The sequence below is a fragment of the Pseudomonas sp. NPDC090752 genome, assembly GCF_055584805.1.
Genome location: NZ_JBVJLI010000001.1, coordinates 640,731 through 653,808 on the forward strand (window position 1 = coordinate 640,731; position 13,078 = coordinate 653,808).

The window sequence follows — 13,078 nt, forward strand, 5'->3', positions numbered from 1 at the left end:
GAACAACAATGAGCAACTCCGACGTAAAGCGCAGTGGCGGCCAGGTATTGGTCGATGCCCTGCGGGTCAATGGTGTGGAACGCGCTTTCTGCGTGCCGGGCGAAAGCTACCTTGCGGTGCTGGATGCGCTGCACGACGTGCAGGATGACATCGACCTGATCGTCTGCCGTCAGGAAGGTGGTGCGGCCTACATGGCCGAGGCCTACGGCAAACTGACCGGTAAGCCGGGGATCTGCTTTGTCACCCGTGGCCCTGGTGCGACCAATGCCTCGGTGGGTGTGCATACTGCCTTCCAGGATTCCACGCCGATGCTGCTGTTCATCGGCCAGGTGGCCCGCGACCAGATCGAGCGCGAGGCTTTCCAGGAGGTGGACTACCGGCGCATGTTCGGGCAGATGGCCAAGTGGGTGGTGCAGATTGATGATGCCGCGCGCATTCCCGAACTGGTCAACCAGGCGTTCCAGCGCGCCATCAGCGGCCGCCCAGGGCCGGTAGTGATTGCCTTGCCCGAAGACATGCTGACTGATCGGGTGCAGGTAGCCGATGCGCGCCCGGCGCAGCGCGTCGAAGCGGCGCCGGCGCCGGCAGCGCTGGCTGAGCTGCAACGACTGCTGAGCAAGGCCAGCAAGCCGCTGGTGATCGCCGGTGGCGGTGGCTGGAACGACCAGGCCGTGGCCGACCTCAAGCGCTTCGTGCAGGCGCAGAACCTGCCGCTGGCTGCCTCGTTCCGCTGTCAGGACCTGTTCGACAACACTGACCCGCACTATGCCGGCGACCTCGGCTTGGCTGCGGGGCCGGTGCTGGTCGATGCGGTGAAGCAGTCGGACCTGCTGATAGTGATCGGCGCACGGCTCGGCGAGATGACCACCGGCGGCTACGCGCTGGTCGACATCCCCACGCCGAAGCAGGCGCTGGTACACGTGCATGCCAGTGCCGAAGAGATTGGCCGGGTGTACCAGCCGACCTTGGGTATCAATGCCGGGCCAGCGAGCTTCCTTGGCCAGGCCGCCGCCTTGCCAGCGGTACGCCCAGCGGCATTCGCCGACTGGAGCGCCAGCCTGAACAGCGGCTATCGCGGCAACTTCGAGACGCCGCGCTCGCCCGGCGATGTGCAGATGAGCGAAGTGATCGCCTGGCTGAACAAGACCCTGCCAGCCGACAGCATCCTCACCTGCGGTGCCGGCAACTACACCGGCTGGGTTCACCGTGGCTACCAGCACCGGGTGTTCCGCACCTTGCTTGGGCCCACCAACGGCTCCATGGGTTATGGCGTACCCGCAGCGGTAGCAGCCAAGCTCACCTACCCGCAACGCACGGTGGTGGCGTTTGCCGGTGACGGCTGCTTCCTGATGAATGGCCAGGAGCTGGCCACGGCGGCGCACTACGACGCCCGGCTGATCACCGTCGTGGTCAACAACGGCATGTATGGCACCATCCGCATGCACCAGGAGCGCAGCTATCCAGGGCGGGTGTCGGGTACCGAGCTGCACAACCCGGACTTCGCCGCGCTGGCGCGGGCCTACGGACTGCACGGTGAAACCGTGACCCGCACCGAGGACTTTGCCGCGGCCTTCGAGCGTTGCCAGGCCTGCGGCAAGCCGGCGCTCATCGAGGTGCAGGTCGACCCCGAAGCCTTGACCCCGCGCATGACCCTCAGCCAGATCCGCGACAAGGCCTTGCAGGCCCAACGCTGATTCGCCTCAGGTGGGGCGCGGTCCGGCCCCACCTTTTTTACCTTCTTCGAACGAGCCAATCGACATGAAACTTGCCGATCACGATCTGCTGCGTGACGTTTGCTACATTGACGGGCAATGGCTGGGGGCCGATAGCGGCCAACGCATTGCCGTGACCAACCCTGCCAGCGGCGCAGTGCTGGGCCATGTGCCGCGCATGGGCGCCGCGGAAACCGAGCGTGCCATCGCCGCCGCCGAACGCGCCTTGCCGTCCTGGCGTGCTTTGACCGCCAAGGAACGTGCGGCCCGATTGCAGGCGTGGTACCGGGAAATCCTCGCGCATCAGGAGGATCTCGCCCAGATCATGACCGCCGAGCAGGGCAAGCCGCTGGCCGAGGCGCGCGGTGAAATCGCCTTCGCCGCCGCCTATGTGGAGTTCTATGCCGAAGAGGGCAAGCGCCTCTATGGTGATGTGATCCCTTCGCCAAGCGCCGACCGGCGCCTGCTGGTGACCAAGGAACCGATCGGCGTGTGCGCTGCGATCACGCCGTGGAACTTCCCGGCCGCGATGATCACACGCAAGGCGGCGCCGGCTCTGGCGGCGGGCTGCACCCTGGTGCTCAAGCCCGCTTCGCAGACACCGTTCAGTGCGTTGGCGCTGTGCGTGCTGGCCGAGCGTGCGGGTATCCCGGCCGGTGTGTTGAGTGTGGTCACGGGTGACTCGGCGGCCATCGGCGGTGCGCTCACGGCCAGCCCAGTGGTGCGCAAGCTTTCGTTCACAGGCTCCACGCCGATTGGCATCCAGCTGCTGCAGCTGTCGGCGGCCACGGTGAAGAAGGTCACCCTGGAGTTGGGTGGCAACGCGCCCTTTATCGTGTTCGACGATGCCGACCTGGAACAAGCCGTGGAAGGTGCGCTGATCGCCAAGTTCCGCAACAGCGGGCAGACCTGCGTGTGCGCCAACCGCTTTTATATTCAGGACGGCATCTACGAGCGCTTTGTCGCCCGCTTTGCCGAGCGCGTCGCGGAACTGGTGGTGGGGCAGGGCGATGCAGCAGGCACCCAGGTGGGGCCAATGATCGACGGGCGTGCCGCCAGTGGCGTCGAGCAACTGGTAGGTGAGGCCATCGAGGCCGGCGCGCGGGTAGTGGTGGGTGGGCGCCGGCATGCGTTGGGCGAAGCGTACTTCGAGCCGACCGTGCTGGCCGACGTGACCCCGGACATGCGCGTGGCGCGTGAGGAGATCTTCGGCCCGGTGGCGCCGATCTTCCGTTTTTGCAGCGAGCAAGAGGTGATCGGCCAGGCGAATGCGACCGAGTTCGGGCTGGCCTGTTACCTGTATGCGCGGGATGTCGGTCGGGTATGGCGGGTGTCGGAGGCACTGGAGTACGGCATGGTCGGGGTCAATGTTGGGGTGGTGGCGACCGAGGTGGCACCGTTTGGCGGCGTGAAGGCTTCGGGGCTGGGCCGGGAAGGTTCGCGGTATGGGATCGAGGATTATCTGGAGATCAAATACGTGTGCCTCGGGTTGTGAGGTAAGTCCTCATCGGCCTGGCATGGCCCCTGTAGGAGCGGCTTCAGCCGCGAACAACGGCTAAGCCGGTGCCATCCTGCGCATCGCGTGCTTCGCGGCTAAAAGCCGCTCCCACAGGTTAAGTCACAAGCGAGCCTCTACCTTGGCCGCGACATCGGCGGGCAGCCAGGCCTTCCACACGTCCGGGTTGTTGCGCATGAATGCCTGGGCGGCAGCGCTGGGGTCCTGCCGCTTTTCACTCATCTCGGCCAGGGCCTTGTTCAGCAGGCCGATCGGTAGGTCGACCCTCTCGAACACTGTCACCAGTTCCGGATAACCCTGCCGAAAGGCCTTGGATACCCCGATCGACAATTTGGCCGGCAGAGACTGGCTGCCCTTGGGGTCCTTGTTACTTGGGTCGGTGAGCGTGGCCCAGGCCTGCTCATCGAAGGGCGGCTCCTCCAGCCGCACGAGCTTATGGCGACCGATCAGTGGGGTAGGGCTCCAGTAATAGAACAGCACGGGTTTCTTGCGGCGGATGGCCGAGTTGATTTCAGCATCCAGGGCGGCGCCTGAGCCGGTGCGAAAGTTGGTGTACAGGCCATCCAGCCCGTATGCCTTGAGCTTTTGACTGTTGACGATTTCAGAGGTCCAGCCGCTGGGGCTGTTGAAGAAGCGCCCCTTGGTCGGCTCCTCAGGGTCCTTGAACACCGAAGCATAGCGTTTGAGGTCTTCGACCCTACGCAGGTCAGGGGCTGGCGCTTTGTCGCCCTCGACCACGTAGGCCGGCACCCACCAGCCTTCTTCAGCGTTCTTCACCGTGTCACCCAGGGCGAACACCTCGCCCGCTTGTTCGGCCTTGACCCAGGCGGGGCTGCGCCCAGCCCATTCTTCGGCGACCACCTGCAGGTCATTGCGCGCCAGCGCTACTTCCAAGCCTACAGTGCTGCCGGGAAGGGTGTCGGTGGGGTAGCCGTAACCGTGTTCGACAATTCGGCGCAGGATCTCGGTGGTCAGCGCACCACTTTCCCAGGTAAGGGCGCCGAAGTGGATGGGCGGGCGCGCCTCTGCCGAGGCCGCGCTGTCGGTGCTGGCCAAGCCCACGGTAAACAGCAGGCCGGCCAGCAACGTTGGAATTTTTTTCATCGAGACCTCCAAGGTTGTCAATGCCGTGTGCCGCGCAAGTGTAGTCCACCGCGCAGGAACAGCTTCTGTCTGCAGAACACGGGTGGCCAGCGAAACCCTCAAGCTGAACCTGAATCCCGACGCGGACGCGACCTTTCGGCCGGGGCCGCTGACCCTCGAAATCAGTCAGGGCGAGTTGTCCCGGCGCCTGCTCGACAGTGTGCCGCTGTCTGCGGGCAGTACGCGACGCAAGCGATCCATACAGGCAGCGAGTACGTTCCCGTATCGGCCTGAAGGCCAGCGTTACCCGGCATTGATCGTGACCTTCAGCGAAGGTGGTTACGCGCGGTTCACCGCTGATCTGAATGGCGCTGATCCAGGCGTACGCCATGGGGCAGCATCACCTGTACTTGAACACCGATCAGATGCACTTGCTGGTGATGCAGTCGGGTTACGAGGATGCCACGTTGCCACATACCGACAAGTTGCCCATGGGCGCCCGGCCAAACGTTCTGGGCGCCCTGATGTTGCTCGACAACATCCTTCAAACTGGTCGTTTCCACCTGCCGGACGATGGCTTTTGTGGTGACGACTGCGCCGCCCAGGTCTAGACCCGGAACTGGTCCATCAAGGCCTGCTGCTGGTTGGCCAGACTATTCAGCGATTGGCTGACCCGTGCCGACTCGTTGGCCTGCCCCGACAGCGACTCGGTCACATCGCGGATGGTCGCGACATTGCTGTTGATTTCTTCAGCCACCGCGCTCTGCTCCTCGGCGGCCGAGGCGATCTGCAGGTTCATGTCGGAGATCACGGTCACGGCCTGGCCGATACGCTGCAGTGCGGTGACCGCCTGGCCGACTTGTTCCACGCCGCCCTGGGCCTGGCGGTGGCTGTTGTCCATGGCACCGACCACTTCGCGGGTACCGGCCTGCAGCGCTTCGATCACCTGGCGGGTTTCTTCCACCGACTCCTGAGTACGTTGAGCCAGGTTGCGCACTTCGTCGGCAACCACGGCGAAACCACGGCCGGCTTCACCGGCACGGGCCGCCTCGATGGCGGCGTTGAGCGCCAGCAGGTTGGTCTGCTCGGCAATCGAACGGATCACCTCCAGCACCGAGCCTATTTTCTCGCTGTTCTGCGCCAGGCCTTCGACTTCGGCCATGGCGCTGCTCATGTCGGCGGCCAGGGCGTCGATGCTGCGGGTGGTACGGTCGATCACCGCCAGGCCTTCCCGGGTGGCCTGGTCGGCATCGCGTGCGGCCTGGGCGGCCTGTGAGGCGCTGCGGGCGACGTCCTGGGAGGTGGCGCTCATTTCGTGGGAGGCGGTGGCCACCTGGTCGACCTGGCGGTACTGCTGTTCCATGCCGGCGCTGGTTTGCGTGGCAATCGCCGAAGATTGATCGGCGGTGCCGCGTGCGGCCTGCACCGAGCGTTTGACCTCGGCGATGGTCGGTTGCAGTTTGTCCAGGAAGCGGTTGAACCACCCGGCCAGCTCGCCGAGTTCGTCGCGTTTATCGTAGGTCAGGCGGCGGGTCAGGTCGCCTTCGCCGCTGGCGATGTCCTTGAGCATCGCTGCCACGCCGAGGATCGGCCGGGTCACGCCACGTGCCATCAGCCACACCAGCAACAGGCCGACGATGGCAGCAGCCAGGCCCAGGCCCAGCTCCAGCAGGGTGCCGCTGGTGTTGAGGGCATCCAGCTCTTGTTTCAGGGCCTCGGCCGGACCGGTCAGGGCGTTTTCCGGCACGTCCAGCAGCACGCCCCAGGGTTGCGCGCCGGGGATCGGCTGGAAGGCGGCGAGCACCTTCAGGCGTTGCTGGTCGTGATGGACGGTCAACTTGCCTTCGGCCAGCGTGCGCACCAGTTCGGCGCCCTTGGACGGATCGACCTGATCGAAGCGCTGGGCCAGCTTGCCGGCGTCGGCGCTGTAACCGGCCAGCAGGCCCACGGGGCTGAGGATGCCGACCGTGGTGCGGCCTTCGTACAGGCTGCGGCTGGCGTCCTGGCTCAGGGCCTGCAGGCTGTTGAGGTTAATGTCGATGGAGAGGGTGGCGATCACCTTGCCGTTGACCGCCAGCGGGAACACGATGCTGGTCATCAGCACGCGCTGGCCGTCGATGTCGTAGAAATACGGCTCCACCACGCACACCTTGCCACTGCTGCGCGGGCACACCCACCAGGTGTTGGCGGGCTGGCCACTGGGGCCGATCTCGGTGTTGGCCATGTCGTGCTCGGGCAGGGCCATGGCGGTCAGCTGGCCGGCGCGGGGTTGCGACCAATACAGGGCGAAGCGCCCGGTTTCGTTGCTGCCCAGTTCTGCCTGGCCGGTGAACAGGCTGTCCTTGCTGTCCAGTGCGTTGGGTTCGAACACCAGCGAAAGGCCCAGCAGGTCGGGGTTGGCCTGCAGCGCCGCACGGACCTGGCGGGTCATGTCCTCACGCAGGTCGAAGGCATCCAGGTAGCGTTTTTCAGCCTGCTCGCGCAGGAACAGCACCTGGCGGGCGAAGCCTGCGCCGTACTGGTAGGCATCCATGAACTGACGGCGGATGTTCAGTGCCTGAACCTCGCCTTGCGACTCGATACGCGCCTGCGCTGCCTCGCTGAGCATCTGCATGCTGCTGGCCTTGACCAGGTCCGAGCTATGGTCCATGCGGTAGAGCGAAAGGCCGACGAGCAGGCTGACGATGCCGGCCAGGCACAAACCGGCGAGCAGGGTGATCTTCCACTGGATGGAGAGTTGTCGCAAAGGCATGAGGGGGAATCCCTTTTTCTGGCAGTAAGGGTTTGGCTTTGGAGCTATATCGGCCCCCCCCTTTTTTTCTTTATTCAAACATTCAATTTAAATCTCTCTCTGCGTTATCTGCCGCAACCTGGCGTTTTTGACATATCCCCCCCACTGCGTCAGAGTGCGCGCTTTTTGTCTGCAGCTAGAGGTAAGCCAAACCATGAATGCAGTGATTGCCGCTGTCGGCATCATGCTGATACTCAGCCTGTCGCGGGTGCACGTGGTCATCGCCCTGATCATCGGTGCCCTGGTCGGGGGCCTGGTCGGGGGCTTGGGCATCGAAGGCACGCTCAAAGCTTTCAACGGCGGCCTGGGTGGCGGCGCCACGGTGGCGTTGTCTTATGCGTTGTTGGGCGCTTTCGCCGTGGCCATCGCCAAGTCAGGCCTGGCCCACGCGTTGGCCGACCGCGCACTGGCCATGATCGACCGCCAGGGCCACGCCAATGGCGGCAAGGTCAAATGGCTGCTGATCGGCCTGATGCTGGTGGTGGCGGTGTCGTCGCAGAACATCCTGCCCATCCACATCGCCTTCATTCCGCTGCTGGTGCCGCCGCTGCTGTACGTGCTGACCCGCCTGCGCATCGACCGGCGGCTGATCGCCTGCGTGATCACCTTTGGCCTGATCACGCCGTACATGTTCCTGCCGGTGGGCTTTGGCAACATTTTCCTCAACGAAATCCTCCTGGCCAACGTCGCCCGCGCGGGCGTCGACATCAGTGGCGTCAACGTCACCCACGCCATGGCCATTCCGGCGGCCGGCATGTTGGTCGGGCTGCTGCTGGCGGTGTTCGTCAGCTACCGCAAGAAGCGTGACTACGACCTGGCACGCATCGAACAGGTCGAGCAGGTGAGCGTGCAGTACAACCCGTTGACACTGCTAGTGGCGGGGCTGGCGATTGCCTCGGCGTTCATCGTCCAGTTGTGGCTGGATTCGATGATCATCGGCGCGATGGTCGGGTTCCTGATCTTCTCGCTGTCGGGCATCGTGCGCTGGAAAGACACCGACGACCTGTTCACCGAAGGCATGAAGATGATGGCCATGATCGGCTTCATCATGATCGCTGCCTCGGGCTTTGCCGACGTAATGAAGGCCACCGGCGAGGTCAAGAGCCTGGTGGAAACGTCTGCGCAATGGATCGACCACAGCAAGGGCATTGGCGCCCTGCTGATGCTGTTGGTGGGTTTGTTGGTGACCATGGGCATCGGCTCGTCATTCTCGACGGTGCCGATCCTGGCGGCGATCTTTGTGCCGCTGTGCGTGCAACTGGGCTTCGACCCGGTGGCGACCGTATGCATCGTGGGTACCGCCGGCGCCTTGGGCGACGCGGGGTCGCCGGCATCGGACTCGACCCTGGGGCCAACCTCGGGGCTCAACGTCGACGGACAGCATCACCATATCTGGGACACCGTGGTGCCAACCTTCATCCACTACAACCTGCCGTTGCTGGCGTTCGGCTGGCTGGCGGCGATGACGCTGTAAAGCGTCAGTCCTTGTCGGGCGGCGGCGAAATGCGGTTGAGGACGGTGCTGCCGTCCTTGCTGCGGGTCAGGTAGAGCGGCAGCACCTTGGGCAGGTTGTCCACCAGGCGCGCGACCTCGCGGGTGTTGTAGATGCCGCTGATGCGAATGCGCCCAGTGCTGGCATCCGCCAGCAGCAGGGGGGCATCGAGGTAGCGGTTGATCACCGGCAGGGCCTGGTCGAGGCTGAGGTTGTCGAGCACCAGCTTGCCACTGCGCCAGGCCAGGCTGTTGGCGTAATCGTCGCTTTCGGCCAAGTGCGGCTCGAAGTCGCCAAGGCGATAACTGGCCTGCATGCCTGGGCCGAGGCGATAACCGCCACTGTTGCCATCGCTGCTGACCAGTACTGAACCTTGTACCAAGGTGACCTTGACCTGGTCCTGGTACTTCCACACGTTGAATTGAGTGCCGGTGACGCGGATCTGGCCGTGGCCAGCGCGGACGATGAACGGGTGTTCGCTGTCGTGCTGGACCTTGAAGAACGCTTCACCACGCTTGAGCCTGACCTGGCGTTGGTCCTTGTAATTGAGGTAGGTCAGTTCGGTATTGAGGTTGAGCTCCACCGAGCTGCCATCGCTCAATTGCACGGTCTGCACCCGGTCACTCGCTTCGACGTGCTGATAGTGGTTGGGCAGCCAGCCCTGTTCCCAACCTATCCAGCCCGCCAGGGGCAATGCCAGCAGGGCAAGGGCCGCGGCCGAGGCCATGGGCCGCCAGTGCCATCGCCGAGCGACCGGGCGCGCCGGTGGGTTGAACTCAATGACCGTGGCGTTGCGTGGCAGCAGGTCGGCGGTTTGCCAGATCTCCAGCATCGCCTGGTACTCGTCACCATGTCGTTTGTCCGCTGCCAGCCAACGGGCGAATGCCTCATGCTCTGCCACCGTGCAATCGTCGGCGTGCAGGCGCATGCACCAATGCGCCGCGGCTTCGGTAATGGCATCGTCTGGGTTGGGGTTGAGGCGGTCTTGATTCATTGCGGCTCCGGGTTTTGCGCATTCTACCCTTTGCAAGGGGTTCCCGAGAACCGAGGTAATGGCGAATGACTATCAGTTATGTAGCTTTTTCGTCGGTTTCGCAACGGATTTTCCGCGTTTGAGAACCTTTCGCGCGCTCCATTCTCCATGAAAATTTGCATAGGTACCTAATGAAAGCTTTGACATTCACTGCCTAGGCAGTAATATTTTTAAACAATTACCCGAGTTGCCGCCGATGTCCCACTTCACCCCGGAAAACTTCCAGTCCTGCGCCATCGGCATGCTGCTGGGCCGCGCAGCGATTCTCAAGGACCGCATTCTCGACTGGCACCTGGAGTCGGAGGGCGTCACTGCCGCGCAGTTCAAGGTGCTGATCATCGTCACCCAGTATCAGGTGGATACCCCGGCCGAACTGTGCCGCTACCTGGGCCTGGACAGTGGTTCGATGACCCGCATGCTCGACCGCCTCGAGCAGAAGGGTTTGATCTTGCGCAACCGCTGCGCCGATGACCGCCGTCAGGTGCGCCTGGCGCTGACCGCCGATGGTCAGCGCCTGGCCGACCGTTTGCCGGAGATCGGCGCGGCGGCGATGAACGAATTGGTCGGCGTGCTCCAGCCCGACGAGCTGGGGACCCTCGAAGGCCTGCTGGCCAAAGTCCTGCTCGGTGCCGGCGACCCCCTGACGATCCGTCGCTTCGGCGATCGTTGAACCCTGTTACGCATTTTCCAAGGTATTGTCATGGCCACTCCCGCAGACACCACAAATCCCTCCGAAGCACAGCAGCCGTCGCGCAAGCGCAAGGTCTGGCTGCTCGGCCTGCTGCTGTTGGTACTGCTCGGCAGTGCTGGCGCGTGGGCCTGGTACAGCCTGATCGGGCGCTGGCATGAGAGCACTGACGATGCCTATGTCAACGGCAACGTGGTGGAGATCACGCCGCTGGTCACCGGCACTGTCACCAGCATCGGTGCCGATGATGGCGACCTGGTGCACGCCGGCCAGGTGCTGCTGCAATTCGACCCGGCCGACAGCGAAGTGGCCTTGCAGGCCGCCGAAGCCAAGCTTGCCAGGACCGTGCGCCAGGTGCGTGGGCTGTACAGCAACGTCGACTCGCTCAAGGCTCAGGTGCAGACGCGCCAGGCCGAGCTGCAGAAAGCCCAGCAGAACTACAACCGGCGCAAGGTGCTGGCCGACAGCGGCGCGATAGCCGCAGAAGAAATCGCCCACGCCCGCGATGATCTGACCGTGGCCCAGGCAGCCGTCAACAGCGCCCGCCAGCAGCTCAACACCAGCACCGCGCTGGTCGACGACACCGTGGTCTCGTCGCACCCCGAAGTCATGGCCGCAGCCGCCGATCTGCGCCAGGCCTACCTCGACCACGCCCGTACTACCCTGGTGGCGCCGGTCACAGGCTACGTCGCCAAGCGTACCGTGCAACTCGGCCAGCGCCTGCAGCCAGGCACCGCGACCATGGCGGTGATCCCGTTGGACGAGGTGTGGATCGACGCCAACTTCAAGGAAACCCAGCTGCGCGACATGCGCATCGGCCAGCCGGTGGACATCAGCGCCGACCTGTATGGCAGCGAGGTCAAGTACAGCGGCACCGTCGACAGCCTAGGTGCCGGTACCGGCAGCGCGTTCGCCTTGCTGCCGGCACAGAATGCCACCGGCAACTGGATCAAGATCGTCCAGCGCGTACCGGTGCGTATCCACATCAGTGCCGACCAGCTCAAAAACCATCCCCTGCGCATCGGACTGTCCACCGTGGTCGAGGTCAACCTGCACGACCAGAGCGGCCCGGCCCTGGCCCAGCAGCCGCCGCAACAGGCCAGCTACACCACCCAGGTATACGACCGCCAGTTGGTCGAGGCTGACGATTTGATCGCGCGGCTCATCCAGCAGAACAGCGCCACTGGCAAGACGGCGCAACGATGAGCAACAACGCTGCGGCGCAATTCACCCCGCCGAGCCTGCTGCTGACCACCATCGGCCTGTCGCTGGCGACCTTCATGCAGGTGCTCGACACCACCATCGCCAACGTGGCACTGCCGACCATCTCCGGTAACCTGGGGGTGAGCTACGAGCAGGGCACTTGGGTGATCACCTCGTTCGCAGTGAGCAACGCCATCGCCTTGCCGCTGACCGGCTGGTTGAGCCGGCGTTTCGGTGAGGTCAAGCTGTTCATCTGGGCCACGTTGCTGTTCGTGCTGGCGTCGTTCCTGTGCGGCATTGCCCAGTCGATGCCCGAGCTGGTCGGTTTCCGCATTCTGCAGGGCGTGGTGGCCGGGCCGTTGTATCCGATGACCCAGACGTTACTGATTGCTGTCTATCCTCCGGCAAAACGGGGGATGGCGCTGGCCTTGCTGGCGATGGTCACGGTGGTGGCGCCCATTGCCGGGCCGATCCTCGGTGGCTGGATCACCGACAGTTACAGCTGGCCGTGGATTTTCTTCATCAACGTGCCGATCGGGCTGTTCGCTGCAGCCGTGGTGCGCCAGCAGATGCGCGCGCGGCCCGTGGTCACCAGTCGCCAGCCGATGGACTACATCGGCCTGTTGACGTTGATCGTTGGCGTTGGTGCATTGCAGGTGGTGCTCGACAAGGGCAATGACCTGGACTGGTTCGAGTCGTCGTTCATCATCATCGGCAGCCTGATTTCGGTGGTGTTCCTGGCGATCTTCATCATCTGGGAGCTGACCGACCGTCATCCGGTGGTCAACCTGCGGCTGTTCGCGCACCGCAATTTCCGCATCGGCACGATCGTGTTGGTGGGCGGGTATGCCGGGTTTTTCGGCATCAACCTGATCCTGCCGCAGTGGTTGCAGACGCAGATGGGCTACACCGCCACCTGGGCGGGCCTGGCGGTGGCACCGATCGGCCTGCTACCGGTGATCATGTCGCCGTTCGTGGGCAAGTATGCGCATCGCTTCGACTTGCGGGTGTTGGCGGGGCTGGCGTTTCTGGCGATCGGCACCAGTTGCTTCATGCGTGCAGGTTTCACCAACGAGGTGGACTTCCAGCACATTGCCCTGGTGCAGCTGTTCATGGGCATTGGCGTGGCACTGTTCTTCATGCCGACCTTGAGCATCCTGCTCTCTGACTTGCCGCCGCAGCAGATCGCCGACGGTTCCGGGTTGGCGACCTTCCTGCGTACGTTGGGGGGCAGCTTTGCGGCGTCGCTGACCACGTGGATCTGGATTCGCCGGGCTGAGCAGCATCATGCGTACTTGAGTGAGCACATCAGCCCGTTCGACCCGGCGACCCGGCATACCCTGGAGCAACTGGGTGGGGCGAGCCAACAGAGCTATGCGCAGCTGGAGCAGATCGTCAATGCTCAGGCCTACATGATGTCGACGGTCGACTACTTCACCTTGATGGGGTGGGTGTTTGCCGGGTTGATCCTGTTGGTGTGGCTGGCCAAGCCGCCGTTCACTGCCAAGGCGGGGCCGGCTTCGGCGGGGCATTGAGGGTGATGGGGTGCTAGGCGTCGGG

10 protein-coding genes and 1 pseudogene are annotated in these 13,078 nt (G+C 64.0%); 7 read left to right on the forward strand and 4 right to left on the reverse strand.

Annotated elements, in window-relative coordinates:
• Positions 1 to 8 precede the first annotated feature (8 nt).
• Both ACZ6YA_RS02775 and ACZ6YA_RS02780 read left to right on the forward strand, forming a co-directional pair.
• Positions 9 to 1,694 carry a thiamine pyrophosphate-binding protein gene (locus tag ACZ6YA_RS02775; RefSeq protein ID WP_465895253.1) on the forward strand — a complete coding sequence of 562 codons (1,686 nt, stop codon included), beginning with the start codon at positions 9 to 11 and terminating at the stop codon, positions 1,692 to 1,694.
• A 64-nt stretch (positions 1,695 to 1,758) separates the two neighbouring features.
• Positions 1,759 to 3,207 (forward strand): NAD-dependent succinate-semialdehyde dehydrogenase, encoded by a 1,449-nt coding sequence (locus ACZ6YA_RS02780; protein ID WP_465895254.1) that lies wholly within the window; start codon positions 1,759 to 1,761, stop codon positions 3,205 to 3,207.
• A 123-nt stretch (positions 3,208 to 3,330) separates the two neighbouring features.
• Here the strand turns inward: ACZ6YA_RS02780 and ACZ6YA_RS02785 are convergent, their stop codons facing one another.
• The gene (locus ACZ6YA_RS02785) at positions 3,331 to 4,332 is read right to left on the reverse strand and encodes an ABC transporter substrate-binding protein (protein WP_465895255.1); all 1,002 of its coding nucleotides are present in this window, start codon (positions 4,330 to 4,332) and stop codon (positions 3,331 to 3,333) included.
• A gap of 368 nt (positions 4,333 to 4,700) precedes the next feature.
• On the opposite strand from ACZ6YA_RS02785, the gene ACZ6YA_RS02790 reads away from it, so the two are divergent.
• Positions 4,701 to 4,922 carry a hypothetical protein gene (locus tag ACZ6YA_RS02790; RefSeq protein ID WP_465895256.1) on the forward strand — a complete coding sequence of 74 codons (222 nt, stop codon included), beginning with the start codon at positions 4,701 to 4,703 and terminating at the stop codon, positions 4,920 to 4,922.
• On the opposite strand, the gene ACZ6YA_RS02795 is transcribed toward ACZ6YA_RS02790, so the two are convergent.
• Positions 4,919 to 5,674 (reverse strand): methyl-accepting chemotaxis protein, encoded by a 756-nt coding sequence (locus tag ACZ6YA_RS02795; RefSeq protein ID WP_465895333.1) that lies wholly within the window; start codon positions 5,672 to 5,674, stop codon positions 4,919 to 4,921. The genes ACZ6YA_RS02790 and ACZ6YA_RS02795 overlap by 4 nt on opposite strands.
• A 102-nt stretch (positions 5,675 to 5,776) precedes the next feature.
• Positions 5,777 to 7,063 (reverse strand): annotated as a pseudogene (locus ACZ6YA_RS02800) (methyl-accepting chemotaxis protein); the annotation flags it as partial.
• 193 nt (positions 7,064 to 7,256) lie between these two features.
• Between ACZ6YA_RS02800 and ACZ6YA_RS02805 the strand changes: the two are divergent.
• Positions 7,257 to 8,576 carry a Na+/H+ antiporter family protein gene (locus ACZ6YA_RS02805; protein WP_465895258.1) on the forward strand — a complete coding sequence of 440 codons (1,320 nt, stop codon included), beginning with the start codon at positions 7,257 to 7,259 and terminating at the stop codon, positions 8,574 to 8,576.
• Between the two features lie 4 nt (positions 8,577 to 8,580).
• Here the strand turns inward: ACZ6YA_RS02805 and ACZ6YA_RS02810 are convergent, their stop codons facing one another.
• Complete coding sequence (locus tag ACZ6YA_RS02810; protein ID WP_465895259.1) at positions 8,581 to 9,588, reverse strand: FecR family protein; 1,008 nt, start codon at positions 9,586 to 9,588, stop codon at positions 8,581 to 8,583.
• Positions 9,589 to 9,823: 235 nt separating this feature from the next.
• Between ACZ6YA_RS02810 and ACZ6YA_RS02815 the strand changes: the two genes are divergently transcribed.
• Genes ACZ6YA_RS02815 through ACZ6YA_RS02825 form a run of 3 tightly spaced genes read left to right on the forward strand, consistent with a single transcriptional unit; the run spans position 9,824 to position 13,053 of the window.
• On the forward strand, positions 9,824 to 10,297 hold the full coding sequence (locus ACZ6YA_RS02815; protein ID WP_465895260.1) for a MarR family winged helix-turn-helix transcriptional regulator: 474 nt from the start codon (positions 9,824 to 9,826) through the stop codon (positions 10,295 to 10,297).
• Between the two features lie 30 nt (positions 10,298 to 10,327).
• Positions 10,328 to 11,521, forward strand: coding sequence for an EmrA/EmrK family multidrug efflux transporter periplasmic adaptor subunit (locus tag ACZ6YA_RS02820; protein WP_465895261.1), 1,194 nt, complete (start codon positions 10,328 to 10,330; stop codon positions 11,519 to 11,521).
• Entirely contained in the window at positions 11,518 to 13,053 is a 1,536-nt protein-coding gene (locus tag ACZ6YA_RS02825) for a DHA2 family efflux MFS transporter permease subunit (RefSeq protein WP_465895262.1), read from the forward strand. The genes ACZ6YA_RS02820 and ACZ6YA_RS02825 overlap by 4 nt, the downstream gene beginning before the upstream one ends.
• Positions 13,054 to 13,078 lie beyond the last annotated feature (25 nt).

Bases quoted from the DNA above. Each gene is read 5' to 3' on its own strand.
- ACZ6YA_RS02825 (WP_465895262.1), top strand. From the start codon at position 11,518: ATGAGCAACAACGCTGCGGCGCAATTCACCCCGCCGAGCCTGCTGCTG.
- ACZ6YA_RS02815 (WP_465895260.1), top strand. From the start codon at position 9,824: ATGTCCCACTTCACCCCGGAAAACTTCCAGTCCTGCGCCATCGGCATG.
- ACZ6YA_RS02780 (WP_465895254.1), top strand. From the start codon at position 1,759: ATGAAACTTGCCGATCACGATCTGCTGCGTGACGTTTGCTACATTGAC.
- ACZ6YA_RS02810 (WP_465895259.1), bottom strand. From the start codon at position 9,588: ATGAATCAAGACCGCCTCAACCCCAACCCAGACGATGCCATTACCGAA.
- ACZ6YA_RS02785 (WP_465895255.1), bottom strand. From the start codon at position 4,332: ATGAAAAAAATTCCAACGTTGCTGGCCGGCCTGCTGTTTACCGTGGGC.
- ACZ6YA_RS02790 (WP_465895256.1), top strand. From the start codon at position 4,701: ATGGGGCAGCATCACCTGTACTTGAACACCGATCAGATGCACTTGCTG.
- ACZ6YA_RS02795 (WP_465895333.1), bottom strand. From the start codon at position 5,674: ATGGAACAGCAGTACCGCCAGGTCGACCAGGTGGCCACCGCCTCCCAC.
- ACZ6YA_RS02775 (WP_465895253.1), top strand. From the start codon at position 9: ATGAGCAACTCCGACGTAAAGCGCAGTGGCGGCCAGGTATTGGTCGAT.
- ACZ6YA_RS02805 (WP_465895258.1), top strand. From the start codon at position 7,257: ATGAATGCAGTGATTGCCGCTGTCGGCATCATGCTGATACTCAGCCTG.
- ACZ6YA_RS02820 (WP_465895261.1), top strand. From the start codon at position 10,328: ATGGCCACTCCCGCAGACACCACAAATCCCTCCGAAGCACAGCAGCCG.